The following is a 24,715-nucleotide window of genomic DNA, read 5'->3' as shown; positions in this document are numbered from 1 at the left end:
CAACGGCCATCAATCTGGCATGCATTTCGCAACGGCTTTTGCCGACGTCCTTGTTCAACCCGGGTAGTTCCATGTCCGCCATGCGCCTCCTTCGCTGTCTTGCTGCCGCCCTCGTCCTCGTGGCGGCCACCGCAGCGGCGCATTCCGCCTCGCGAATCAAGGACATCGCCGACATCGAGGGCGTCCGCGACAACCAACTCATCGGCTATGGCCTCGTCGTAGGCCTGCAGGGCACGGGCGATTCGCTCAACAACGCCCCCTTCACCCGGCAAAGTCTGCAGGCCATGCTGGAGCGCCTCGGAGTCAACGTGCGCGGCGTCAACCTGCGCACCGACAACGTCGCCGCCGTCATGGTCACCGCCAACCTGCCGCCCTTCACCACCCAGGGCACCCGCATCGACGTCTCCGTCAGCGCGCTCGGCGATGCCGACAGCCTGCAGGGCGGCACGCTTCTGGTCACCCCGCTCCTCGGCGCCGACGGCGAGGTCTATGCGATCGCACAAGGGCCCGTCGCCATCGGCGGCTTTTCGGCCGAGGGCGATGCCGCCAAGATCACCCGCGGCGTGCCGACGTCGGGCCGCATCGCCAACGGCGCGGTGGTCGAGCGCGAGATCGACTTCCGCCTCGCCTCGCTCTCCACCGTGCGGCTCGCCCTGCGCAATCCCGATTTCACCACCGCCCGCCGCGTCGCGCTTGCCATCAACGAGCTGATCGGCCAGCCGGTGGCGATCCCCGCGGACCTTGCGACCGTGCGCGTCACCGTGCCGAAGCAGTTCGACGGCAACGTCGTCGATCTTCTCACCGACATCGAGCAGCTCTTCGTGGAGCCCGACATGCCGGCCAAGGTGGTCATCGACGAGCAGTCCGGCATCATCGTCATGGGCCAGGGCGTGCGCGTCTCCACCGTCGCGGTCGCCCAGGGCAACCTGACGGTGATGATTTCAGAGACCCCGCAGGTCAGCCAGCCGAACCCGGCGACCCTCGGCGCCACGGTGATCGTGCCCCGCACCGCACTTGAGGTCGAGGACGACAAGGGCAAGAAGGTCGCCCTGATGCGCAGCGGCGTCACCCTGAAGGAAGTGGTCGACGGCCTCAACGCCCTCGGCATCGGCCCGCGCGACCTCATCGCTATCCTGCAGGCGATCAAGGCCTCCGGCGCCCTCCAGGCAGAAATCGAGGTGATGTGATGGCACTCGACGCATTCTCCGCCGACAGCCTCGGCGGCCTGACCTCGACCACGGCCGCGGCGCGGCCGCACCTGCCCCAGCCGACCGGCGGCAAGGCCGACCCGGCCCGCAAGGCGGCGGAGGAGTTCGAGTCCGTTTTCATCGCCACAATGCTGAATTCCATGTCCGCCGGGCTGGAGGCCGAGGCCCCGTTCGGCGGCGGCAATGCCGAAGAAACCTGGCGCGGCCTGGAAAACGAAGAAGTCGCCAAGCAGATCGCCGCCACGGGCGGCGTCGGCCTCGCCGATGCCATCTACAGTCAGTTGATCGAGATCCAGCAAGGAGCGTCCCGGTGACACCCCCGTTGTTCAATCCCGTCGCCATCCAGTCCGGTGAGGAACCGCTGATCGGCTCGGCCGAGGCCGCCGAAGAGCTGTGCGGCCGGCTCAACGCCACCATGGACGAGCTGCTCTCCGCCATCGATACGGAAACCAAGCTCGTGCGTGCCGGCAAGCTGATCGAAGCCTCCGACATCCAGCCCAACAAGTCGGAGCTGGCCAAGGTCTATGTCGCCGATATCGAGCAGTTCAAGCGCAACGCCCTGGCGCTGAGCCGCCTCGCCCCGGCCTCGATCGCCGCGCTGAAGGCGCGCCACGAGGAATTCCGCTCGCTCCTGCAGATCAACCTGGCCGTTTTGGCGACCGCCCGCGAGGTCTCCCAGGACATCATCAAGAACGTCGCCAGGAAGACCAGCGCCGGTCCGGCGACGACGACCTACGGCCGCTCGGGCACCATGTCCAAGGACAAGATCATCGGCGAGCGCGGCATCGCGGTCGACTGCAATCTTTAACGCGCCAATTTGCCGAATTAACCTTCGAATGCCCCGGAAAGCCCCGGGGACAACGGGCCAGTCAGCCCGGCCGACCGCCGAAAAACGGCCAATTTCCGGGTTTTGCACACTTTTCTTTCGCCGCGCTTGCGAAAATTAACCAGGATTCAAGAATTGATCGGATTCGCCGTTAGGTGACCGGTTTTGCGCCAATTGTAACGAGACTCTTAAACCGGCCTTTATTCCGACCCCCTACAATCGGCACCGTAAACGAGCTGCATTCGCTGTACATACAACGAATACATGCCCCTCGTTCACGGAGAGAACCGATGGAGTATGGAGTAACGAAACCGCCCGCGCCGACGGCCGACTTTACCGTCCTGCGCAGGAACGACACGCACGTTGCGGAGCAGAAGACCGACCTGCCGACGGAACAGACCGTCGAGCCGACCGGCAAACAGGAAGCAAGCAAGGCCACCGAGCACGCCACCGAGCGGCCGGCCCGCCAGGAGCCCGCGGCCTCTGTGGCCCCCGAACCTCCTGCGCCCGATGAGAACCGCACCCAGGACGTGGTTCCCAAGCAGGAAACCGTGCGCAAGGCCTATCAGGACCGGGAAAACGACGCCATGGTGTTCCGCACGATCAACGCGGAGACCGGTGAGGTCGTCAGCCAGATCCCGGAGGAGAGCATCCTGCGCCTGCGCAAGCTCTATCAGGACGCCGCGCAGCACGCGCATCCGGAAACCTTCGACCTGAAGACCGCATGATGGCCGCGGCGAGCCACACGCCCGCCGCGCCGCGACATTTGTATCAGGATTTGCCGCCCGACCCGGTCAGGACACCGCCTCGGGCTCCTCGCCGTTGAGCGCCGCGATCAGCGGGCCCAGGTGCTTCTCGTAGCGCCGCCATTTCTCCACCGACGTCTTGTAGATCGGCTGGCGCACCTGCCACTGGCTCGCGGTCTGGACCGACCTGTCCGTCTTGTGGAACTCCAGGCACTGATCCTCCCATTCCAGCCCGGCATGGGCGATGAGCTTGCGGCTCATGGCTTCCGGATCGGCGATGGTCTCTTCGTACTGGACCTCCAGGATGCGGCCCGGGAAGATCGCCTTCCAGTGCTCCATCAGGCGCATCGTCTCCCGGTAATAGAGGCCAAGCGCGCCGAGATCGGTGGTGAAGCTTAGGGTTTCCTTGAAATTCTGCATGAAGCAGGAGACGGCCGTGTCCATCGGGTCGCGCATGCAGTGGATCAGCGTCGCATTCGGGAACATCGCGCCGATCAGGCCAAGATGCAGGATGTTGCTCGGCATCTTGTCGACCACCCGCTCGGCACCCTCCGGCGCACGTTTCCGGGCAATCTTCAGGTATTGTTCGCCGTGGTTCCTGAGCGTGCTGCGGACAATGCGTTCGACATCCCTCGGATAGGCAATACCCGGCAGCTCCAACGCGTTCATGGCATTGACGATGATCGGAATTCTGCGCAACTCTCCGGCACCGTGCACCTTGGAATGGCTCGACAGGATCTGCTCCGTCAGGGTCGTGCCTGACCGGGGCAGGCCGACGACGAAAACCGGCGTTCGGCTATCGCATCCGACTTCCGAAAGCGACGCTACGACGTCCCCCGTGAAGGACGCGATCAGGTCGTCGATATCGCGACGAAACTGATCCTTGTCGAACGGCCTTCTCCTGGAGCGACTTTCGTTCGCTAGGATGTAGTATTCAAACGCCTTGTCGAAATTTTTTTCCCTATCTTCGACTCCTCCAAGCGCATAGTATGCAGTAGAGACATTTTTTTCATCGAACGACGCATTGGATAAATAATTCTCGACAACTTCTTTTAGAGAATCGACGTCGAGCTTATCGGATTTTATCTGGATCAAGAACTGGTAACAGTTGAAATAATCAGGGGCCTGTTCCAGTGCCTTGAGAAACCAGGCTTCCGCCTCCTCGATCCTGCCGAGGACCAGCAAGGTCCTTGCCTTGCCATACATTGCCTTGGCATCTGAGGGGCTGAGGGAGAGAATCCTCTCAAAGACCTGCAATGCAGCGTCCCCGTCGTCGCAGTCGCGACAGGTGGTCCCAAGCAGATCGAGCGCCACCAGGTTTTCCGGCAGTCGCTCCACCGCCTTCTTTGCCGCGGCCCGTGCTGCCTCGCTCTGGTCCATCGCGAGGAGACAGAGCCCAAAACCCAACCAGAACCCTCCCCGCTCGGGTGCCTGGTCGACCGCCCGCTTTATCAAGCCGTGGGCCTGGTCAAACTGCTCCATATCGAGGTGCACCGTGCCGAGGGCAAAGGTGACGTCGAGGCAGTTGGGGTGTGCGGAGTGAAGTTGTTGGCAGGCCTGCAACGCGGCAGTGAGTTCCCCGGCCCGCCGAAGCTGCTGGATCGCGTTGAGCCGCGCTTTGATTAGGGCATCGATCTGCTTGGCGTCGGCCTTCTTGTGCGTTTTCGCAAGTTTCTCGTCGCGCCGTCGCTGCGCGCGGCTTTTTTTCGGTATCGCCATTGCTCTCTCGCTACGGACGGATCGCCGGAATCTGCTCGCCTCCATCTAACACCCGACCGCAGTTAACACTGCGTTAACCAAGTTCGGAATGCACCGATCACATGCTTATGGCCGGGCACACTGCCGCCCCGAACGCCCTTTGCTTCCGCGGCGATTTTCACACTTCTCATCAATACTTTGTTAACCCCACCGTCGATAGCGGAGAAAACGGATAGTTTTTATACATTGGTTTACGAATACTTAGGAGTTTAGCGCTCTAGTCGCGTCTGCGTCTCAGAAAGAGGCGTTGTTTTAGTAACTTGGACCAGGAAGGATCCACCAAATGTCTGATATCACCCTCTCCGCCGGCGTTCGCCAGAATCTCCTCTCTCTGCAGAATACCGCCGACATGATGGCGACCACGCAGAGCCGTCTGGCCACCGGCAAGAAGGTCAACTCCGCCCTCGACAATCCGACCAACTTCTTCACGTCGCAGTCGCTCAACAACCGCGCCAGCGACCTGTCGAGCCTGTTGGATTCCATGTCGAACGGCATGAAGACCCTTGAAGCCGCCGACAACGGCCTCACCAGCATGACCAAGACGCTGGAATCGATGCAGTCGACCCTGCGTCAGGCCCGCCAGGACAAGTCTTTCGAAAAGACCTCCTACTCCGTCGATCTCGGCGATACCCCGGCCGGTACCGAGCAGTTGTCGCTGTCCGGTGGCGCCCTCGCCGCCGGCGTTGACATCGACCTGACCACGGCCGGCACCGGCACCGCCGGTTCGGCCACCGCTGCCTATACCGCCGACGCCACGGCCTTTACCGCGTCAACTGCCGCCGAGGCCACCTTTACGCGGACAGGCGACATGGCCTTCGACGACGCTGGTGACAAACTGGAGTTCACCATCGATGTCGACGGCTCGGGCTCGCCGACCACGATCACGATCGATGCGCAGACCCTCACTGACGCGTCCCTCGGCACCACCATCATCGACTCGGGCGCCGACCTCGCGGCCGCGATCACGCAAGGTCTGGCGGATGCCGGCGTGACCGGTGTCACCGTCAGTGCTTCCGGCGATGACGTCACCTTCACCACCGACTCTACGGGCGCCGATGCGCAGCTCGACATCTCGGCCGTGACCGCCACCAACAACGGCGGCTCCGACACCCTGGCCGATGCAACGGGCTTCTCGCTGACGACGGCCAACGGTGCAGATGGGGACGCGGTCACCTTCGACATCGATGTCGACGGCACCTCCACGTCGGTGACTATCGATGCACAGACCCTCGCCGATGCGTCCGTCGGGACCACCATCGACGACATCACTGAGTTGACGTCTGTGCTCGACCAGGCCTTGACCGATGCGGGCGTGACAGGTGTCTCTGTCGCCAATGACGGCACCAACGTCACCTTCACCTCGGACAGCCAGGGCGAAGACTCGAGCGTGACCCTGTCCAACTTCGACACCGATGCGGACAGCGGTAACAACACCAACTCGCTGTATGGCCTCGCTTCCGCCACCTCCACGGCAGGTACCGGTGAAGGCGCCCTCGTCGCCAAGACGGTCGATGCCCTGGTTGCGGAGATCAACGCCAACAGCGACCTCGAAGGCAAGGTCCGGGCGTCGAACGACAACGGCAGCCTGCGCATCGAGAACCAGTCGACCAACGACCTCACCGTCACCGGCGTCACTGCCTCAACCGGCACCGTCGACGGCAGCACCGGCACCGACACCATCGACGGCAACAAGGTCCGCAGCGACCTGGCCACGCAGTTCAACGACCTGCGCGACCAGCTCGACAAGCTGTCCGACGACTCCTCGTTCAACGGTATCAACCTGCTGCAGGGCGACCTGCTGACGATGACCTTCAACGAGACCAGCACGTCGACCCTCGACATCCAGTCGGAAGACGGCGAGACCATCAACTCGTCCTATCTCGGCCTCAGCACCATCGACGCTGATGCCCTGGATGCCGACACCGACATCGACTCGCTGATCAGCACGGTGAAATCGGCCCTCGGCACCATCCGCTCGCAGGCCTCCACCTTCGGTTCGAACCTGTCCATGGTCGAGAACCGCGAGGATTTCACCAAGAACATGATCAACACGCTGGAAACCGGCGCCGACGATCTGGTTCTTGCCGACACCAACGAAGAAGCGGCCAACATGCTCGCCCTGCAGACCCGCCAGCAGCTGTCCTCGACGGCCCTGTCGCTGGCCTCGCAGGCCGACCAGGCGGTCCTGCGCCTCTTCTAAGGCTCGGCACACGCGGCCATCCGGCCGCAACGACGACACCAAAGGCGGCGGAACCCGAGCGGTTCCGCCGCTTTTTCTTTTGCTTGAAGGGATTGCAGAAGCGCTCGACCAGATCGCGCTGGCGGGAAACCCGGCGGCCGAAAGCAAAGGCGCCTTTGCGGACCGAGCGCGGCGGCCGACCGCAAGTAACACTGCGTTAACCGAGCTCGGACAGCACCGACCAGGTGCCCATGGCCGGACACCCTGTCGCCCCGAACGCCCGTTGCTTCCGCACGCTTCCGCGACGATTTTACCGCCCCCCCATCAATACTTTGTTAACCCCACCGTCGATAGCGGAGAAAGCGGATATATTTTATACACTGGTTTACTAATACTTAGAAGTTTAGCGCTCTAGTAGCGTCTGCGTCTCAGAAAGAGGCGTTATTTTAGTAGCCTGGACCAGGAAGGATCCAGCCAATGTCTGATATCACCCTCTCCGCCGGCGTTCGCCAGAACCTCCTCTCTCTGCAGAATACCGCCGACATGATGGCGACCACGCAGAGCCGTCTGGCCACCGGCAAGAAAGTCAACTCCGCCCTCGACAACCCGACCAACTTCTTCACGTCGCAGTCGCTCAACAACCGCGCCAGCGACCTGTCGAGCCTGTTGGATTCCATGTCGAACGGCATGAAGACCCTCGAAGCCGCCGACAACGGCCTCACCAGCATGACCAAGACGCTGGAATCGATGCAGTCGACCCTGCGTCAGGCCCGCCAGGACAAGTCTTTCGAAAAGACGTCCTATAGCGTCGACGTCGGCTCGAACCCTGCCGGCACCGAGCAGCTCACGTTCTCCGGTGGCGCCCTCGGTGCCGCAGAGGCGATCGACCTGACCACGAGCGGCGGCCCCGGCACCTCCGGCACGGCCACCGCGACCTACGCCACCAGCAGCTCCGCCTTTGCCGCGGCGACCTCCGGCGCCGTCTCCGCCACGTTCTTCTCGTCCCTCACCTTCGACGACGGCGGCGACCAGTTGAACTTCGAAATCGACGTCGACGGCACCGGTTCTCCGGCCAGCATCACGATCGACCAGTCCATTGTTTCCGGTATCGGCAACGGCGACAACGTCATTGCCGACGACACCGAGCTGGCTGAGGCCATCACCGCCGCCATCAACGCCGAAGGCACCTTCTCTGTCGGCACCGACCTGACCGTGACCTCATTCATGGGCGAAGTCTGGATTCAGTCCGCCAGCAGCGGGGCCTCCGCAAGCATCGCCATTTCCGGCGTCGGCGTTGTCGACGGCGGCGGCGGCAACACGATATCGAACACCTCCGGCCTTGCCGACAGTGCCGCCACCGGCCTTGATGAGGAGGCGATCAGTTTCGGCATCGATGTCGACGGCACCGGCTCTCCGACTACCGTCACCATCGGTCATTCAATCGTCCAAAGCATTGGCAACCACGACCTCGCGATCGGCACCATCGATGAGCTCCAGGAGGCCATCGAGGCCGGTCTGACGGAGGCGGGTGTGACCGGTGTCACCGTCTCCAATGACGGCACCTACATCACCTTCACCTCCGACAGCCAGGGCACCTCTTCGAGCGTCGTTCTGTCGTCCATCGAGGCTGACGCCGACGGCGACGGCACCGACGAAGGGTTGTATGGCCTTGACTCCATCGTCTCCACGCCGGGCACCGGTGAACCTGCCTTCGTCGCCAAGTCGGTCGACACGTTGGTTGCGGAGATCAACTCCAACAGCAACCTCGAGGGCAAGATCCGGGCGTCCAACGACAACGGCAAGCTGCGCATCGAGAACCAGTCGACCAACGACCTCACCGTCACCGGCGTCACCGCCTCTACCGGCACCATCGACGGCACCACCGGCACCGATACCATCGGCGGCAACGAGGTCCGCAGCGACCTGGCCACGCAGTTCAACGACCTGCGCGACCAGCTCGACAAGCTGTCCGACGACTCCTCGTTCAACGGCATCAACCTCCTGCAGGGCGACCTGCTGACGATGACCTTCAACGAGACCAGCACCTCGACCCTCGACATCCAGTCGGAGAACGGCGAGACGCTCAACTCGGCCTTTCTCGGCCTCAGCACCATCGAAGCTGACGCCCTGGATGCCGACACCGACATCGACGCGCTGATCAGCACGGTGAAGTCGGCGCTCGGCACCATCCGGTCGCAGGCCTCCACCTTCGGTTCCAACCTGTCCATGGTCGAGAACCGCGAGGACTTCACCAAGAACATGATCAACACGCTGGAAACCGGCGCCGACGATCTGGTTCTTGCCGACACCAACGAAGAAGCGGCCAACATGCTCGCCCTGCAGACCCGTCAGCAGCTGTCCTCGACGGCCCTGTCGCTGGCCTCCCAGGCCGACCAGGCGGTCCTGCGCCTCTTCTAAGGCACGGCACACGCGGCCATCCGGTCGCAACGACGACACCAAAGGCGGCGGAACCAGAACGGTTCCGCCGCTTTTTCTTTTGCTTGATGCGATCGAAGACGCGTTCGGCCATGTTGGGCTGACGGCAGACCTGCAGCTGGACGCGAATGTGCCCTTGCGGATCGACCGCGGCGGGCTCTTCGCCCGGGCATCGCGGCGGGCGGCGAAGGAGCGGATGCCGTCGGTGCCACAAACCCGATCGGCGATACCGGCGGCGCCAGGAGCGACGTCATCGAGCGGTCGCGCCGCCATCGGCGCATCGCCGGCCTGCCCGGCCGTCAGGTCGAGACGCACCGGACGTCCTTTAGAATCGACGAGGGCATGGATCCTGGCGGTCAGGCCGCCGCGGGAATGCCCATACAAGGATCGGAAGCCCCCTTTCTGGCGCCGGCACCCTGCCGGTGGACACGGACGCAGAACCTGTCGATCGTCACGACATCGCCGTCATAGGCCCCAGAGACCGCGCCGGAAGGCGGTCCCTCACACCCCCCCTCACGAGAGAAGCGATCCTGGAGCGCCGTGCGTGGACCATGGCGCTCGGGACCATCCCGCCAGGACGAGCCGGTGCGCAAGCGTCAGCGAATGCCGTTGATCGCCCGCCGGTGATCGCCACGGGCGACGCCGCGGCCGCTTCGCGGCAGCAACGGCCCGATGACCACCCATTCCCGATCCGTCAACTCGTGGCGACGCGTGGCACGCTCCTTTCCAGGAGACTGAACCAGATCACGCCGCTTCGATGCCCCCGTCCCTGGGAACGCGCTCTGGGTACCCGGCGCCCCCCGACAGAGGCATGATCCGCCGGCCTGCGCCAGCGCCGCCTCCTTGGGGAACGCCGCAAGAGCGGTCCGACCGCGTCGTCCATGCAGGCGAACCATTGTAGGCCATGTATAAAACGTTTCCTACTAAGTAATGCAAGATCGATTACTACGATATAAACAATCCACCATTACTACGGTTTAAATAAATCCGCATAAAAAAATTGCAAAGACTCTGACATACCGGACAATTGTAAGATTTGCTTTTACTAAGACTTAGGATCTTCTGTGTCTAAGTGGCGCCAACGTCTCAGAAGGAGGCGTTGTTTCATGTAGCTTTGGACCAGGAAGGATCCACGAAATGTCATCTGAAATCACCCTCTCCGCCGGCGTTCGCCAGAACCTCCTCTCTCTGCAGAACACCGCCGACATGATGGCGACGACGCAGAGCCGTCTGGCCACCGGCAAGAAGGTCAACTCCGCCCTCGACAACCCGACCAACTTCTTCACGTCGCAGTCGCTCAACAACCGCGCCAGCGACCTGTCGAGCCTGTTGGACTCCATGTCGAACGGCATGAAGACCCTCGAAGCCGCCGACAACGGCCTCACCAGCATGACCAACACGCTGGAATCCATGCAGTCGACCCTGCGTCAGGCCCGCCAGGACAAGTCTTTTGAAAAGACCTCCTTCACGGTCGACGTCGGCACCAGCCCGGCCGGCACCGAGACCCTGTCGCTCTCCGACGGCGCCATCGGTTCCACCGCGGTCGATATCGCGCTGACCGAATCCACCGGCACCTTCACGGGCAGCGGCTTCTCCGCCCTCGACTTCGACAGCAACGCCGACGACAGCTATGCCGGCACGCTCGACTTCGACGTCTCGCTCGATGGCGCGACGGCTCAATCCGTGGCGATCACCGCCTCGGACGCCGACACGCTGAGCCTGACGCTCGATGGTGGTTCTGCGGTAACGTTCGACGTCGCCGACGTCGAAGCTGTCACCGCCGACGAGCTTGCCGACGCCGTGAACGCCCTGTTCGATGCCGAATCGGTGGCCATCACTGCCAGCACCGACGGCGGCGAACTCGTCCTCACCGCCGACACTGCTTCGAGCTCCGACGTCGCTTCGGTTGCCGTTTCCAACGTTGCTGAAACGCTGGCCGGTGCGAGTGACTCCGGTCTCGCCGGCGGTGCCGAAAGCCTGACCAATGTGACGGCGAAGACCGTCGACACCCTGGTTTCGGAGATCAATGCGAGCTCCAGCCTCGATGACAAGGTCCGCGCGTCCAACGACAACGGCAGCCTGCGCATCGAGAACCAGTCGACCAACGACCTCACCGTCACCGGCGTCACCTCCGGTACCATCGACGGCGGCACCGGCACCGACACCATCGGTGGTAACGAGGTCCGCAGCGACCTGGCCACGCAGTTCAACGACCTGCGCGACCAGCTCGACAAGCTGTCCGACGACTCCTCGTTTAACGGTATCAACCTGCTGCAGGGCGACCTGCTGACGATTACCTTCAACGAGACCAGCACCTCGACCCTCGACATCCAGTCGGAAGACGGCGAGACCATCAACTCGGCCTATCTCGGCCTCAGCACCATCGACGCTGATGCCCTGGATTCCGACACCGATATCGACACGCTGATCAGCACGGTGAAGTCGGCCCTCGGCACCATCCGCTCGCAGGCCTCCACCTTCGGTTCGAACCTGTCCATGGTCGAGAACCGCGAGGATTTCACCAAGAACATGATCAACACGCTGGAAACCGGCGCTGACGATCTGGTTCTTGCCGACACCAACGAAGAAGCGGCCAACATGCTCGCCCTGCAGACCCGTCAGCAGCTGTCCTCGACGGCCCTGTCGCTGGCCTCCCAGGCCGACCAGGCGGTCCTGCGCCTCTTCTAAGGCACGGCACACGGCGGCCATCCGGCCGCAACCACGACATCAAGGGCGGCGGAACCATCGCGGTTCCGCCGCTTTTTCTTTGCCGCCCGGCGGCGCTTCAACAGGCCGCCGTTAACCAGCCGGTAAGCATGTTCGGTCCATGATGCCCTCCGCGGCTCGGCAGCCCGGACCGGCAGAGATCCGGCCGCGCCAGCGCCGGCACCGTCGCGGACCGCGGCAACAGCGCCCCGCCGGTTCACCGTTTCGCGGAAGGAAGCGTCATGTCCCTCAAGGTCGAGTTGAAGCCGGGCGAGAAGATCATCATCGGCGAGAGCTCGATCACCAACGGACCGCACCGCACCCGCTTTTTCATCGAAGGCGACGCCCCGATACTTCGACAGAAAGACATCATGTCCGTCGAAGACGCCATTTCGCCCGCGCGAAACATCTATTTTGCGGTGCAGCTGATGTATCTTTCCAAGACTCCGGAAAAATTTCATCAAAAGTATTTCGAATTAATCAATGAATTAATTGCGGCTGCGCCGAGCACTATTCCGTTTGTGACCAATATCAGCAATAATATCTTAAATAATAAGCCATACAAAGCACTCAAAGAAGCAAAGAAGCTGATCCGGTACGAAGAGGCTCTCATCAGTCATGTACAATCAAGCGACGGCAACCTACCAGAAGACGACCCAGTCGACGGCGAACCCGCGGGAACTGGAGGCCAGCCTCCTGCTGAAGGCCGCAAGAAAGCTTCAGGCGGTTAAGGAGAGCTGGACCGAGGACAATTCCGGCCTCAATGAGGCGCTGGACTTCAACCGCCGCCTTTGGTCGATTCTGGCGACGTCGGCCACCGCGCCGGAAAGCCCGCTGCCGCGCGAGATCAAGCAGAACATCGGCAACCTCGCCGTCTTCATCTTCCGCCATACGCTGAGCATCAGCCGCCGGTCCGAGCCGACCCGCCTCAACTCGCTGATCCAGATCAACAAGGTCATGGCCGAGGGTCTGCGCGGCACCGCCTGACGCGCCCTTCGCCGAACCGCACGCTTCAAACGGCGCCCGGGTCCGATGGACCGCGGCGCCGTTTGCATTCTTGCGGCTGGAGCGCGCACGAAAAAACCGGCCCGCGACCTCGCCGCGAGCCGGTTCGGGAAACCCGCCGGATTGCTAGATATAGTCGCCGAGCGACATCTGGCTGAGCAGCGCCGAGGCCTGGTAGGAGGCCTCCAGCCGCGTCTTCAGCGTCAGCATCTTGACCGCGACCTCGTCGAGGTCCACCGCCTCGATCCCTTCCACAAGCGTCGTCAGGGTGCCGGATGTGGCGGTGTGGCGCTCGCTCGCTTTTTTCACCGAATAGTGCGTCGTGGAGAGTTCGACCTGGATGGTTTCGACGCGGTTCACGCCCGGCTGTTCGTTGAGCTTGGTGTTGGCCCGCGAGGCCATGGCGGCATAGCGGTCGCGATCAGTGTCGACCGCCGAGTCAAAGGTCGAGATCGTCATCACCGCCAGGCTCTGGATGACCTGCTGGAAGCCTTCCTCGTTGGCCCGCGACCCGTATTCGACCGTTAGCGTGTCGTCGATCCGGGCCGATGCCGTGGAGCGGGCGTCGTCGGTGCCGTTGTCGCCCACATACCAGGTCACGGTATCCGTGCTGCCGTCACGCAACGCCGTCGCCGTATCGAATGGCGGGCCGTCGACCCGCTGCGGCGTGCCGCCATTGGAGGTGTCGAAGAAATCCGCCGCCGCCTGCATCGACGAGGCCGCGCTCAGCGTCGTCGCCGCCTCTTCTTCGATCGCGTCCTGCAGCGCCGCCTCAAAATTGGCGGTGGTGTCGGCGGCCGTCGCACCGGCCGCAAAACCGTTTTTCTGATCCGGGTCGTCGCTGACGACCAGTTCGATCGAGGTTGTCGTCCCGTCGGGCAGTTCGGCGTGGATGGTGATCGTCTCGCCATTCGCGGGCACGTCGGTGAACTCCACCGAACTCGTCGCCGGCGTACCGGTGGGCTGGGTGATCGTCGCGTTGGACAGGTTCGAAACGATGCCCGTCAGCTTGAAGCCGAAGGGGTGGTCGCCGTCTTCGGCGAGCGTCACCGTGGTGCCGGCGGACGACAGGTCGAGCCGGCCGAGGTCGTCGTCGCCGAGGTCGGCCTGCAGCCGTTCGGAGGCGACCTGCTTGAACCCGGCAAGCGTGCCGGTGCCGTCGAGGATCTTGTCCACGCTTTCCACCGGCTTGACGTCGACGTCCTTGCCGGAGAACAGGTAACGGCCCGCAGCATCGGTGTTGAGCAGGCCGACCATTTCGGCAAACGAGGTCCTGGCGATCGACTGGGCGTTGGTCTGACCCTTGGTGTTCAGGGTGTAGACGTTCGGATCGGCGGCAGTCTTCACATCGTCGCCGATTTCGGCGATGCGCGACAGCGACGTGTCCATCAGCTTCAGGCGCAGATCGACATTGGTGACGGTGGTCTGCCAGGCTTCGATTTCAGAGGATCTGGCGCGCAGCGCGATATCCAGCCCGCGCGAATTTCCCAGCCCGCCATAGGTGTCGGACACCTTTTCGGTCGCAAGCTGCCTGGCCAGTCCGTCATACTGCGCTCGTAGCGAGGTCAGCCGGGCGACCATCGGGGTCTGGAGATCGTAAAGCGAGGAAACCATCAGTCCTCTCCTGGATACGCGTAAGTGCGGGCTAGATGCCCATCAACGTGTCGATCATCTCGCGTGCCGCCTGCATGACGCGGGCGTTCGCGGTGTAGGCCGACTGCAGCTCGATCAGGGCACTCAGTTCCTGGTCGACATCGACGGCACTGATCTCGCTGAGGCGCTCGTTCAGCGATTGGGTGACCATTTGCCGGGAATCGGCCGCCTGGGTTGCCGACGACATCTCCGAGCCGCGGTAGTTCACGACGGAGGCGAGGAAGCCCGACACGGTTCCCGCATAGGGCACCCGCTCCGAGCCGAGGCCGGTATCGGCGGAGAACGTGTAGGTGGCCTCGCTGAGGGCATCGATCATCGCCAGCGGCCGGGTCGGATCGCCGGCCGACGTCTCCGCCGGCGTCGTCTCGTAGGTCACCAGCAGCGACGGGTCGTTGACGAGCTGCTTGTTGATGCCGATCCGGCCGGCGAAGCCGACCTTTTGGGAGGTTCCCTCGAAATCGCCGGTATAGGGACTGGCGCCGGAGCCGCCGTCGACGAAAAGCGGAAACTCCACGCCCTCGTCGGTCAGGGCCGTATTGGTGACCGAGGCCGAGAGCGACGACACCGTGGTCGTGGTACCGCCGTCGTCGAGGATCCTGAGCACGCCGCCGCCCTCGTCGCTGACGGTGAAGCCCACGCCGAGTGCGGCGCTGATATCGGCGGCCGCAGCGGTAAGACCGCCGGAGAAGTCGATACCCACGACCGTGTCGTCGGCCCGGGCCGTCGCATCGTCGCCGAGCGGCAGCATGGTGGGGTCGTCGACCCGAACGAAGGTGAAGGTCTCCGTATTGCCGCTGCCGACGTCGACATATTCGAAGGTGATCTGATTGCCCTGTTGCAGATCGTTGAGGTCGATGTCGAAACCGTCCGACGTGCCGACGGTGACCGCAGTCCCCTCCTCGGTCCGGTTCGACAGCGCCAGCGACAGGTTCGAGGCGAACTCGTCGAGCTGCGCCTGGGCCTCGACCAGCACGTCGTCGCGCAGGTCGATATAGGCCGCGATCTCGCCGGACTGGATCGCCTTGTCGGCGATCAGGTCGACCTTGTAGCCGTTGTCCGAGGTCAGGTAGATGGAGCCGAGGCCACTCTCGGCCGGATCCGCACTCCACGTGGCATTGGCATCGACCGAGGCCGCAGGATCGAACGACAGCGTCGCGGCCCTGTCGTCGAACAGGAGCGTGCCGTTCGAGGTGAACAGCCGGACCGAATTGTTGTCCGCTTCCGACACCTTGATGTCCATCATCTGGGACAGTTCCAGAATGATGGAATCCCGGTTGTCGAGCAGGTCGACGGGCATCGCGCCGGTGGACGAGAACGAGACCACCTGGCGGTTGATGTCCTCAAGGTCGCCGAGGAGCTGGTTTGCCCGCGACACATAGTCGGAGATGACGCGCTCCGATTCCGCGCGCATCGACTGGATCTCGTCCGACAGGTTGTTGAGCTGCGAGGTCAGCGTTTGCGCGTTGGTGACGACCTGGCGCTGAGCCGTGTAGTCGCTCGGCGAGGTCGCCAGCGCCTCGATGGCGGACGTAAAGTCGTTGTAGATCGTATCGAGGGCGTTGACGTCGCCCGGCGTGCCGTACATGGCGTCGAGCCGGGACTGGAAGCTCGCCATGACGTCGAGATAGCTGCCGTCGATGACGCTGTTGCGGTACTGGGCCGACACGTAGCTGTCGTAGTTGCGCTGGATCGTAACCTCGCGCACACCGAGTGACGAACCGTCGCGATCCGCAAGGTTCTTGGTGATCAGGCTCTTGCGGGTATAGCCGGGGGTGTCCGCATTGGCGATGTTCGACGCGACGATGTCGAGTTCGCGCTGCGTGATTGCCAGGCCGCTAAGCGATATGTTGACGGCTGCGGTGATACCCATGACGGTCGATCCGTTTCAAATGCCGGCGCGGCACCCAGGGTGCCCGCCGGCCGACGCACACAAAAGACTAGCGGACGATATTCAGGGCCTCCTGCAGCATCTCGTCCGAGGTGGTGATGATGCGCGAGTTCGCCGTATAGGCCTGCTGGGTGATGATCAGCTTGGAGAACTCGTCGGCGATGTCGGTGTTGGAGGCTTCCAGCGCCGAACCGATGATGTTGCCGGAGCCGCCGATGATCGGCGTGCCGGACTCGGTGGTCGCCAGGAACGCGCCGCCGTCGACCTTGCGCAGCTCGTCCGGCGCATTGAAGGTGGCAATGCCCACTTCCGCGATCTCGAGCTGCTCGCCATTGGTGTAGAACGCCGTGACGCGGCCGGAGTCGGAAATCGCGACCGATTCCAGTTCGCCGGCCGGGTAGCCGTTCTGGCTGAGTTCGGTGACCTTCGCCGTGCCGTTGGCGTCGGAGAAGCTGGTGATGCCGGCCGAGCCGTGCTGGATGGTGATGTCGCCGAGCGAGACGCCGTCGACGGTCATGCCGGAAATCGTCACCGACCCGAAGTCGGGGTCGAGCTGGCGGCTGGCGTTGAAGTCGTAGTCGACGCCGACATTGCGCCACATGGGATCGGTGCCCGTGGCGCCCGAATCCTCAAGATAGAACATGTTGTAGGTGTCGTCGTCGAGCATGGCCCAGCGGATCTGGACGTTGACCGTGGAGCCCGAGGAATCGTAGGCGGTGATGGCGCCGCCGGAGATCGTGCTGTTGATGAACGCCGTTTCGTCCTGGCCCTGCACGAAGCCGTCGCCGCTCGCGGTCGGGTCATTGGTGAAATCGGCGGGGTCGAGGAATTCGCTGCCCGGCACGTCTTCGTCGGCATTGGCGGTCAGCGGATATTTCGCCAGGTTCGCCCGGTAGACGATTTCCGTCGTCGCCTCGGCTTCCAGGAAGTCGCCGGAGATCCGGATCGGCTCCGGCACGCTGCCGGAGATGTTGCCGGTGTTCGCATCGACTGCCAGACCCTGCAGATAGTAGCCGGCGCCGTTCACCAGATAGCCGTACTTGTCGGTGGTGAAGTCGCCGCGACGGGTATAGAGGTCCGTGTCGGAGAAGGTCAGGTTGTTGTCGACCTCGCCGAGCTTCTCGGAGACGATGAAGAAGCCCTCGCCGTCGATGGCGATGTAGGTCTCGATGTCGGAGCCGAGGATATCGCCCTGCACGCTGTTGGTGGAGCGGCTCGACGCCAGCACGCCGGTCGCGGACTGGGTGTCCGGCGGACCGTCGGCGACGAGGTCGGCGAAGTTCGTCTCGGTCCGTTTGTAACCGGTCGTCTGCGAGTTCGCGATGTTGCCGGAAATGTGCTCAAGCGCGGTCGATTGCGCCCTGAGGCCGCTGACCGATGTGGCGATCGCACTGTAGATACCCATTCTGCCGAACTCCTCCGATCCTTGAACGTGACAACACGTCGGCACCCCGTTTTCTGCAAGCGCCGGGCCAAATGACATCCGGGAAATATCCTTTGTTTTTCAATGGCCTTGGCGGAATGGCGCGGGCCGGACGGCGCCGCCCCGGCAGTTTCGCACCGGCAATGCGGCAAGTTTTGCCGCGCGGCGCCCGCCGCCGACGTGCCATCCTGCCGCCGAAAGGCGTGTTGATCTCGGGTGTGCCAGCGCCTAGCCTTCGGGCTCGATTTTCCATCCTCGGAGGACGCGCATGCGCTTTACCGGCACCGCCGACTATGTTGCCACGGAAGACTTGCGGATCGCCGTCAATGCGGCCATCACCCTGGAACGCCCGCTGCTGGTCAAGGGCGAGCCCGGCACCGGCAAGACGGTGCTTGCCGCCGAGATCGCGCGCTCGATCGAAGCCCCGCTCATCGAATGGCACATCAAGTCGACGACCAAGGCGATGCAGGGCCTCTACGAATACGACGCGGTGACGCGCCTGCGCGACAGCCAGCTCGGTGACGGCCGGGTCAAGGACATCGCCAACTACATCAAGCGCGGCAAGCTCTGGGAAGCCTTTCAGGCGGACGTGCGCCCGGTGCTCCTGATCGACGAGATCGACAAGGCCGACATCGAGTTCCCCAACGATCTGTTGCAGGAACTCGACCGCATGGAGTTCTTCGTCTACGAGACCGGTGAGACCGTGACGGCGCTCCGGCGCCCTGTTGTTATCATCACGTCGAACAACGAAAAGGAGCTGCCGGACGCGTTCCTGCGCCGCTGCTTCTTCCACTACATCAAGTTTCCGGACGCCGAAACGATGACGGAAATCGTCGAGGTGCATTTCCCCGGCCTGAAGAAGCAGCTCCTCTCCGAGGCGCTCTCCATCTTCTACGACGTGCGCGACGTGCCGGGCCTGAAGAAGAAGCCGTCGACCTCGGAACTGCTCGACTGGATCAAGCTCCTCGTCAACGAGGACATCGACGCGGCGACCCTGCGCCAGCGCGACCCGACCAAGAGCATCCCGCCACTGCACGGCGCGCTGTTGAAAAACGAGCAGGACGTGATGCTGTTCGAACGCCTCGCCTTCATGGCAAGGCGCGAGGGACGCTAGAAGAGTTCGCGAACGGCCCGGGCAGCAACGCCCGGCAGCGCGGCCCAGAGACGGCCGTCGGTCGGCCTTTTGAGGAGCGCGCCAAAGAGCGGTGACAGCCGCCTCAGGCCCTTCAGCGGGCTGCGCCGGCTCGATGCCAGTTGCAGTGCGCATTCCGCGTTGAAGTCGGCCTTGAGCGCCGCCTGACGCACGCTCGGCCGGTTGGAGGGCGAAATCACCCCTTCGGCCCTCAACATGTCGCCGACACCGTCGATATCAACGAGGAACGGCTCGTGCCGCCCGAGGGTGCCGAGCCGCGACGCGAACGTGCCGACGATATAGCGCGCGTCATTGCCCAGCAGTTGGTCGATCAGGAAGAAGCTCTTGCCGATATGCTCGTCCCGGGCGATGTGGGTCGCCTCCACCCCGCCCGGCGAGAACACCAGCCCGTGCATGGCCGAGCCGTTGAAGCCCGCAACCTTCTTCGCCCTCGCAAAAAGCGCGACCTGCTCGGCAAGGCCGAGTTCCTGCGGGTGGACGATGTCGTAGCCTTCGGCGGCGAACATCTCCTCCACCACCTCCTCGCCGATGATCCGCCCGGCATCGAGCCGGCTGCGCGAGAGGTACAGCTTTTCCGGGCTCGGCCCGGGCGCGGCCTTCAAGGCGGCCTCACGCGCGCGCTCGAACGGCAGCAGGAATTCCGGCGCGATATGAGCGTTGAAGCGGTGCGATGCCTCCGGCACGACGACGCCGGCATAGCGCGTCCAGGCGTCGGCGATCATCACCCGGTCGGCGATGCCGATGAGGTCGAACAGCGCGCGGATATAGGAGACATCGAGGATTCCGGGGCTGATCGACTGGAACATCAGCGGCCCGCCAAAACCTTCCTGGAGCGCCCACCACAGCCGCGACGTCACCTCCACCAGCACATGGCCGAAATGGCGCTGGATGTAGCCGCAATAGACGACCTCCCGGTCGTCCGTGGCGATATCCGCGTCACGCACCGCCGCGGCGTCATAGGGATAGGTGGTGACGTGCTTGGTGGCCTTCTTCAGGACCGAGAGATCGACCTGGGTCCCGTCCGGCCGGTAGACGCCGCCGAGCACCGCGTCCCTGTTGCCGGGTCCGCCGCGGCCGCCGGTCGCCGGCGGGATAATGCCGCCGGCAATCCGCTCCACGGCGAGCGGACGGTCGAGCGGCAGGTGGTCCGGTCCGACGACCTCGCGGCCGCTGCCGCTGACGATGACGACCTCGCCCATATCCCTCTCAACTGCTCCGAAAGCGGCCGCGCTGCGAAGCGCTTGCGCGGCACCGGCGGTTCCAGTATCAGGCGCCCGGCCCGCTTTCAATGCCGGGGCCCCTTGCGGCAACGCGGCGCGTCGCCCTTGCGGTTTCAAATGCGCGATTCGTGATCTAGGGTCACGCAGACCGCCCTTGCCGGAGCCCACCCGCATGCGCTTTTCCTCCGCCGACGAATTCCGCGCCCTGCCCCGCAAGGCCGTCACCGTCCTCGGCATGTCCGGCGTCGGCAAGACCACGGTCGCCATGCGGGTCCGGCGCGACGGCTGGTTCCACTACTCCGTCGACTACCGCATCGGCACCCGCTACATGGGCGAGCACATCGTCGACAACGTCAAGCGCGAGGCGATGAAGATCCCGTTCCTGCGCAAGCTCTTGATGACGGACTCGATCTACATCTCGTCCAACATCTCGTTCGACAACCTGTCGCCGCTCTCCACCTATCTCGGCAAGCCGGGCAACCCGGACAAGGGCGGCATCTCCTTCCAGGAATACCGCCACCGTCAGGCCCAGCACCACGACGCGGAAATCTGCGCGCTGCGCGACGTCGCCGACTTCATCGACAAGTCGCGGGAGATCTACGGCTACGACCATTTCATCTGCGATTCCGGCGGCAGCATCTGCGAGATCGTCGACCCTGACGACGACAACGATCCGGTGCTCTCCGTCCTCGGCGACAAGACGGTGCTGCTCTATATCGAGGGCCCGCCGGACCACGCCGCGGAGCTGATCAAGCGCTTCCGCGCCGACCCCAAGCCGATCTACTACCAGGAAGAGTTCCTGGAGAAGAACTGGGCCGCCTACAAGGCCGAGACCGGCGTTGCCTCCGACGACGCCGTCGACCCGGACGCCTTTGCCGTCTGGGGCTTTGAACGCCTGATCGCCCACCGCCTGCCGATCTACAAGGCGATCGCCGACCGCCACGGCTACACGGTGACCGCCGCGGAGATCGAAGAGGTCAAGTCCGCCGACGATTTCGTCGACCTCATCGGCCGCGCCATCGAGCGCACGCCGGCCTGAGCGGCAAAAGACCCTCCACACTTGCGATACCGATGGCGAGGCCTTAAGTCACCCTGACTTGACGCCCCGTACCGGGCGCGCCGAGGCGCACCATAACGACCGAAAACCCCGGAAAGCTGCCGCAATGCCGATCAAGATCCCCACCGACCTGCCCGCCCGCACCACGCTGGAGCAGGAAGGCGTGATGGTGATGACGGCGGACGATGCGGCGCGCCAGGACATAAGGCCGTTGCAGATCGCGCTCCTCAACCTGATGCCGAACAAGATCCGCACCGAGACGCAGATCGCCCGCCTCGTCGGCGCAACGCCGCTGCAGGTCGAGCTGTCGCTGGTCAAGGTCGCCTCGCATACGCCGAAGAACACGGCGGCCGCCCACATGCTCGCCTTCTACGAGGACTGGGAGGCGATCCGGGACCGCAAGTTCGACGGCCTCATCGTCACCGGCGCGCCGATCGAGCTGCTCGACTTCCCGGACGTCACCTACTGGGAGGAACTCGGCGCGATCTTCGAGTGGACCGAGACCAACGTGCACTCGACCTTCGCCATCTGCTGGGGTGCCCAGGCGATGCTGAACCATTTCCACGGCGTGCCGAAATACGCCCTGCCGAAAAAGGCCTTCGGCGTCTTCCGCCACCGCAATCTCAATCCGGCCTCGCCGTTCCTGCGCGGCTTTTCCGACGACTTCTCCATTCCGGTCTCACGCTGGACGGAGGTCCGCGCCAGCGACATCCCGGAGGACAGCGGCCTTGAGATGCTGATGGAGTCCGACGAGACCGGCCCCTGCCTGATCCACGATCCCCGCCACGGCAATCTCTACATGTTCAACCACATCGAGTACGATTCCTCGTCCCTTGCCGAGGAATACTGGCGCGACGTGGAAGCGAACGTGGAGATCCACGTGCCGCACAACTATTTCCCGAAGGACAATCCGCACCTGACGCCGGAAAACCGCTGGCGCAGTCATGCCCATCTGTTGTTCGGCAACTGGATCAACGAGGTCTACCAGACGACGCCCTTCGACATCGAAAAGATCCGTCAGAAATAGGACCCGTAGCGGTCGTAGTCGATGGCATAGAGCCGGCGGACCCTGTCCTTCATCTCCGGGGTCAGGAACTTCTCGACCTCGGGCCACGGTCCCTGCGCGGCGACGCGCCGGTCGAAGCGCTCGTCGGTGACGTCGTCCTCATAGACCCCGACCTTGCGCTTGCGCGGCCCGCTCTCGCTGGAATGGAACCAGGCGAGGCTGGAGAAGTCCGTGCGCTCCAGGCCGAGGTCGGCCTCGATGCCGTTGAGCCGGGCAAAGAGGTCGTCCCGCGTCACGTTGATGACGTCGGTTGGCGGCACCAGCTGCTCGATCGGATGGCTCTGCACCCCGTGATGGGGATTGCTCATGATCGGCGACAGGTCCTTGAGGCCGATGCTGTCAAGGTACTCCCGGAACGAATAGCCCGCCGTCTCGTCGACCGGCCGCTTCAGGACATGTGCGGCCCGCTTGTTGAAATAGCCGGTGCGCAGCGCATGGCGGTAGGAGCTGACCGCCCGGTGACCCGGATCGCGGATCACCCTTATGACGCGGTAGCCGGAAAAATCGTCGGTCATGCCCCTGTGATGCAGGTCCGAGGGATAATAGACCTTGCGCCGGTAATGGTGCGGCCAGGCGTTGTAGGCCCGCGCTTCCTCATATTTGCCGATGATCTTGAAGAACCAGATGGTCGCCGCCGTGCAGGCCGACTTCGGCGACCAGACCACCAGGATGCGGTGCTCCGGATCGATCAGCGGCTTGGGCCTGAAGTCGAGCAGCCGCGCCTTGCCGACGAATTGCGGGGCGTGGCGGACGAGAAAGCGCGTCATCGGGCCGGGGCGCTCGGCCTTCGGCGTCGGCGTCTCTTCTTGCATGGTGTCGCGGTTCTGGGGCACGGGGATCAGTCCCTGTCGGTTGGCCCGGCAGGGTTAGACGAAAACGCCGCCGCCCTCAATCCGTCCGTTACCGGTCCCGGCGCGTCGGGCAGCCCCCTATCGCGCCGCCCGTTCCTCGCGCCGGTCGCGGAACTGCATGCCCCAGTAGAGGAGCTGCGTGCCCATGCGCCCGACCGGGCCGCCGGCAAAGCGTGGGCCAAACGCCTCGAACTGCCGCCAGCGGTCGTCGCCCGAGGTGATCGCCGAGGCGACGAGGACGCCGCCCGTCGCGGTCTGGGCAACGCCGTGGCCGCCGAACGCGGTGACCGACCAAAGACCCTCCTCCAGCGGCCGGATGATCGGCATCTTGTGGACCGCATAGGCCATCAGGCCGGACCAGGCCGTCTCCACTTCCAAATGCGAGAGCTGCGGATAGATGGCCGCGATGTCGGCCTTGAGGAGCCCGGCGAGGTCGGCCGGCTCGGACCGCCGCGTGGTGATCCGCCCACCCCAGAGCAGCCGGTCGCCTTCGATGACCCGGTAATAGTCGCCGGCCCGCCGCGTATCGGCGATGCAGCCGGAAAAGCGGATGGAATCCGTCACCGCCGAGCCGAGCGCATTGCTGGTCACCACATAGGTGGCAACCGGCACGATCGCCCGGTCGAGCGACGGCCACAGACCCGAAAGCGCCTGGTAGGCGCTGCCGGCAAGCACCACCATCTCCGCCTCGATGGCACCGCAGGCCGTCTCCACCCGCCAGCCAGCGCCGTGGCGGGCAAGCCCGGTGGCTGCGCTCTCCTCGAAGATGCGCGCGCCGGCATCGCGCGCCCGCGCGGCCAGCAGTCTTGCATAGGCGAGCGGGTCGATGTGGAACGGACTGGCGTCGTGCAGCGCCTGGAAATAGGTCTCGGTCTTCAGGGTCGCGCGGACCCGCTCGGTCTCCCAGAACTCAACGCTGGCACCGTAGGTGCCGGCCATCAGGTCGCGCCGGCGCTTCATCGCCTCCGCATCGTCGTGGCGGATCACCTTCAGCCAGCCATGGCCGCCGATGATGTCGCCGGCCCCGGCCGTCTCGATGGTCTCGCGAACGTAGGCGACGCCCATGCGCGACAGCTCGTAGAGCGCCTTGGTGCGCTCCACCCCGAGCCGGGCTTCCAGGTCGGCGAGCCCGGCCGCATAGCCGGCCGAGACGAAGCCGCCATTGCGGCCCGAGGCACCCCAGCCGACGCGTTCGGCCTCCAGCAGCACCACGTCGGTGCCGGCGCTGGCCAGTTCGCGCGCCGTCGTCAGGCCGGCGAGCCCGCCGCCGATGACGCAGACCGCCGCCTTTTCCGTGCCTGCAAGGCGCCGGAACATCACCTCATGGGCGTTCCGCCGCGCATAGTAGCTGTCCACATGTCCGTTGAGTGCCATCGACGTCCGGGTCTCCGAAAGGTGTCTTCTGTTCGCTTCTTGCGTCCAAGGGGCATCGATGACCTTCGGCCAAGATCGCGGCAAGGATAAGGAAGATGAAATCTTCCCGGCGGCTCCGCGCGTCCCAGGTCGATGCCGGTTCCTATTAGACCCAAGGAAAAGCGCT

Annotated in this window: 19 protein-coding genes and 2 pseudogenes; 12 read left to right on the top strand and 9 right to left on the bottom strand. The window is 64.0% G+C overall.

The window, feature by feature from the left end; all coding sequences use genetic code 11:
• Nucleotides 1-80 precede the first annotated feature (80 nt).
• The 4 genes from M2319_RS13245 to M2319_RS13230 all read left to right on the top strand — a co-directional run bounded on the left by M2319_RS13245 (nt 81) and on the right by M2319_RS13230 (nt 2,762).
• Nucleotides 81-1,187, top strand: coding sequence for a flagellar basal body P-ring protein FlgI (locus tag M2319_RS13245; RefSeq protein WP_264602143.1), 1,107 nt, complete (start codon nt 81-83; stop codon nt 1,185-1,187).
• Entirely contained in the window at nt 1,187-1,522 is a 336-nt protein-coding gene (locus M2319_RS13240) for a rod-binding protein (RefSeq protein ID WP_264601942.1), read from the top strand. The genes M2319_RS13245 and M2319_RS13240 overlap by 1 nt, the downstream gene beginning before the upstream one ends.
• Nucleotides 1,519-2,016: a flagellar protein FlgN gene (locus M2319_RS13235; protein WP_264601941.1), complete on the top strand. Its 498-nt coding sequence runs from the start codon at nt 1,519-1,521 to the stop codon at nt 2,014-2,016. Before M2319_RS13240 ends, M2319_RS13235 begins: the two co-directional genes overlap by 4 nt.
• A 308-nt stretch (nt 2,017-2,324) precedes the next feature.
• Complete coding sequence (locus tag M2319_RS13230; protein WP_264601940.1) at nt 2,325-2,762, top strand: hypothetical protein; 438 nt, start codon at nt 2,325-2,327, stop codon at nt 2,760-2,762.
• Between the two features lie 66 nt (nt 2,763-2,828).
• Here the strand turns inward: M2319_RS13230 and M2319_RS13225 are convergent, their stop codons facing one another.
• Nucleotides 2,829-4,499, bottom strand: coding sequence for a tetratricopeptide repeat-containing sulfotransferase family protein (locus tag M2319_RS13225; RefSeq protein WP_264601939.1), 1,671 nt, complete (start codon nt 4,497-4,499; stop codon nt 2,829-2,831).
• A gap of 322 nt (nt 4,500-4,821) precedes the next feature.
• Between M2319_RS13225 and M2319_RS13220 the strand changes: the two genes are divergently transcribed.
• On the top strand, nt 4,822-6,738 hold the full coding sequence (locus M2319_RS13220) for a flagellin N-terminal helical domain-containing protein (protein WP_264601938.1): 1,917 nt from the start codon (nt 4,822-4,824) through the stop codon (nt 6,736-6,738).
• 79 nt (nt 6,739-6,817) lie between these two features.
• On the opposite strand, the pseudogene M2319_RS13215 reads toward M2319_RS13220, so the two are convergent.
• Nucleotides 6,818-6,913: pseudogene (locus M2319_RS13215) on the bottom strand (IS5/IS1182 family transposase); the annotation flags it as partial.
• Nucleotides 6,914-7,194: 281 nt separating this feature from the next.
• Here M2319_RS13215 and M2319_RS13210 point away from each other — a divergent pair.
• The gene (locus tag M2319_RS13210; protein WP_264601937.1) at nt 7,195-9,135 is read left to right on the top strand and encodes a flagellin N-terminal helical domain-containing protein; all 1,941 of its coding nucleotides are present in this window, start codon (nt 7,195-7,197) and stop codon (nt 9,133-9,135) included.
• A gap of 16 nt (nt 9,136-9,151) precedes the next feature.
• Here M2319_RS13210 and M2319_RS23200 read toward each other — a convergent pair.
• Nucleotides 9,152-9,896 (bottom strand): annotated as a pseudogene (locus tag M2319_RS23200) (IS5 family transposase); the annotation flags it as partial.
• A gap of 394 nt (nt 9,897-10,290) precedes the next feature.
• Between M2319_RS23200 and M2319_RS13205 the strand changes: the two are divergent.
• From M2319_RS13205 to flaF, 3 genes are all read left to right on the top strand, one after another.
• Nucleotides 10,291-11,841, top strand: a complete 1,551-nt coding sequence (locus M2319_RS13205; protein ID WP_264601936.1) for a flagellin N-terminal helical domain-containing protein — start codon at nt 10,291-10,293, stop codon at nt 11,839-11,841.
• Nucleotides 11,842-12,101: 260 nt separating this feature from the next.
• Nucleotides 12,102-12,590 carry a flagellar biosynthesis repressor FlbT gene (locus M2319_RS13200; RefSeq protein ID WP_264601935.1) on the top strand — a complete coding sequence of 163 codons (489 nt, stop codon included), beginning with the start codon at nt 12,102-12,104 and terminating at the stop codon, nt 12,588-12,590.
• The gene (gene flaF / locus M2319_RS13195; protein ID WP_264601934.1) at nt 12,478-12,846 is read left to right on the top strand and encodes a flagellar biosynthesis regulator FlaF; all 369 of its coding nucleotides are present in this window, start codon (nt 12,478-12,480) and stop codon (nt 12,844-12,846) included. The genes M2319_RS13200 and flaF overlap by 113 nt, the downstream gene beginning before the upstream one ends.
• A 144-nt stretch (nt 12,847-12,990) precedes the next feature.
• Here flaF and M2319_RS13190 read toward each other — a convergent pair whose 3' ends face one another.
• The 3 genes from M2319_RS13190 to M2319_RS13180 form a co-directional block, all read right to left on the bottom strand.
• Nucleotides 12,991-14,478, bottom strand: coding sequence for a hypothetical protein (locus tag M2319_RS13190; protein ID WP_264601933.1), 1,488 nt, complete (start codon nt 14,476-14,478; stop codon nt 12,991-12,993).
• 31 nt (nt 14,479-14,509) lie between these two features.
• On the bottom strand, nt 14,510-16,387 hold the full coding sequence (flgK, locus tag M2319_RS13185; RefSeq protein WP_264601932.1) for a flagellar hook-associated protein FlgK: 1,878 nt from the start codon (nt 16,385-16,387) through the stop codon (nt 14,510-14,512).
• 67 nt (nt 16,388-16,454) lie between these two features.
• The gene (locus M2319_RS13180; protein WP_264601931.1) at nt 16,455-17,810 is read right to left on the bottom strand and encodes a flagellar hook protein FlgE; all 1,356 of its coding nucleotides are present in this window, start codon (nt 17,808-17,810) and stop codon (nt 16,455-16,457) included.
• 286 nt (nt 17,811-18,096) lie between these two features.
• On the opposite strand from M2319_RS13180, the gene M2319_RS13175 reads away from it, so the two are divergent.
• The gene (locus M2319_RS13175; RefSeq protein ID WP_264601930.1) at nt 18,097-18,942 is read left to right on the top strand and encodes an AAA family ATPase; all 846 of its coding nucleotides are present in this window, start codon (nt 18,097-18,099) and stop codon (nt 18,940-18,942) included.
• Here the strand turns inward: M2319_RS13175 and M2319_RS13170 are convergent.
• Nucleotides 18,939-20,180 (bottom strand): glycosyltransferase family 61 protein, encoded by a 1,242-nt coding sequence (locus M2319_RS13170; protein ID WP_264601929.1) that lies wholly within the window; start codon nt 20,178-20,180, stop codon nt 18,939-18,941. The genes M2319_RS13175 and M2319_RS13170 overlap by 4 nt on opposite strands.
• A 193-nt stretch (nt 20,181-20,373) precedes the next feature.
• Here M2319_RS13170 and M2319_RS13165 point away from each other — a divergent pair, with 193 nt between their 5' ends.
• Nucleotides 20,374-21,240, top strand: coding sequence for an ATPase (locus M2319_RS13165; RefSeq protein ID WP_264601928.1), 867 nt, complete (start codon nt 20,374-20,376; stop codon nt 21,238-21,240).
• Between the two features lie 124 nt (nt 21,241-21,364).
• Complete coding sequence (metA, locus tag M2319_RS13160; protein ID WP_264601927.1) at nt 21,365-22,285, top strand: homoserine O-acetyltransferase MetA; 921 nt, start codon at nt 21,365-21,367, stop codon at nt 22,283-22,285.
• Here the strand turns inward: metA and M2319_RS13155 are convergent.
• A complete protein-coding gene (locus M2319_RS13155; protein ID WP_264601926.1) occupies nt 22,276-23,157 on the bottom strand; it encodes a hypothetical protein in 882 nt (293 codons plus the stop codon). The genes metA and M2319_RS13155 overlap by 10 nt on opposite strands.
• A gap of 96 nt (nt 23,158-23,253) precedes the next feature.
• A complete protein-coding gene (locus tag M2319_RS13150; protein ID WP_264601925.1) occupies nt 23,254-24,549 on the bottom strand; it encodes an NAD(P)/FAD-dependent oxidoreductase in 1,296 nt (431 codons plus the stop codon).
• Nucleotides 24,550-24,715 lie beyond the last annotated feature (166 nt).

It is taken from the genome of Rhodobium gokarnense, from assembly GCF_025961475.1.
Classification (GTDB): domain Bacteria; phylum Pseudomonadota; class Alphaproteobacteria; order Rhizobiales; family Rhodobiaceae; genus Rhodobium; species Rhodobium gokarnense.
The sequence above is the reverse complement of the archived record's forward strand: the minus strand, read 5'-3'. Positions and strand labels throughout refer to the sequence as shown.

Excerpts from the sequence above, each read along its gene's own strand:
- M2319_RS13165 (WP_264601928.1), top strand. The coding sequence starts at position 20,374 with ATGCGCTTTTCCTCCGCCGACGAATTCCGCGCCCTGCCCCGCAAGGCC.
- M2319_RS13180 (WP_264601931.1), bottom strand. The coding sequence starts at position 17,810 with ATGGGTATCTACAGTGCGATCGCCACATCGGTCAGCGGCCTCAGGGCG.
- M2319_RS13170 (WP_264601929.1), bottom strand. The coding sequence starts at position 20,180 with ATGGGCGAGGTCGTCATCGTCAGCGGCAGCGGCCGCGAGGTCGTCGGA.
- M2319_RS13175 (WP_264601930.1), top strand. The coding sequence starts at position 18,097 with ATGCGCTTTACCGGCACCGCCGACTATGTTGCCACGGAAGACTTGCGG.
- M2319_RS13245 (WP_264602143.1), top strand. The coding sequence starts at position 81 with ATGCGCCTCCTTCGCTGTCTTGCTGCCGCCCTCGTCCTCGTGGCGGCC.
- M2319_RS13220 (WP_264601938.1), top strand. The coding sequence starts at position 4,822 with ATGTCTGATATCACCCTCTCCGCCGGCGTTCGCCAGAATCTCCTCTCT.
- M2319_RS13150 (WP_264601925.1), bottom strand. The coding sequence starts at position 24,549 with ATGGCACTCAACGGACATGTGGACAGCTACTATGCGCGGCGGAACGCC.
- flaF (WP_264601934.1), top strand. The coding sequence starts at position 12,478 with ATGTACAATCAAGCGACGGCAACCTACCAGAAGACGACCCAGTCGACG.
- M2319_RS13240 (WP_264601942.1), top strand. The coding sequence starts at position 1,187 with ATGGCACTCGACGCATTCTCCGCCGACAGCCTCGGCGGCCTGACCTCG.
- M2319_RS13230 (WP_264601940.1), top strand. The coding sequence starts at position 2,325 with ATGGAGTATGGAGTAACGAAACCGCCCGCGCCGACGGCCGACTTTACC.
- M2319_RS13205 (WP_264601936.1), top strand. The coding sequence starts at position 10,291 with ATGTCATCTGAAATCACCCTCTCCGCCGGCGTTCGCCAGAACCTCCTC.
- flgK (WP_264601932.1), bottom strand. The coding sequence starts at position 16,387 with ATGGGTATCACCGCAGCCGTCAACATATCGCTTAGCGGCCTGGCAATC.
- M2319_RS13225 (WP_264601939.1), bottom strand. The coding sequence starts at position 4,499 with ATGGCGATACCGAAAAAAAGCCGCGCGCAGCGACGGCGCGACGAGAAA.
- M2319_RS13200 (WP_264601935.1), top strand. The coding sequence starts at position 12,102 with ATGTCCCTCAAGGTCGAGTTGAAGCCGGGCGAGAAGATCATCATCGGC.
- metA (WP_264601927.1), top strand. The coding sequence starts at position 21,365 with ATGCCGATCAAGATCCCCACCGACCTGCCCGCCCGCACCACGCTGGAG.
- M2319_RS13210 (WP_264601937.1), top strand. The coding sequence starts at position 7,195 with ATGTCTGATATCACCCTCTCCGCCGGCGTTCGCCAGAACCTCCTCTCT.
- M2319_RS13190 (WP_264601933.1), bottom strand. The coding sequence starts at position 14,478 with ATGGTTTCCTCGCTTTACGATCTCCAGACCCCGATGGTCGCCCGGCTG.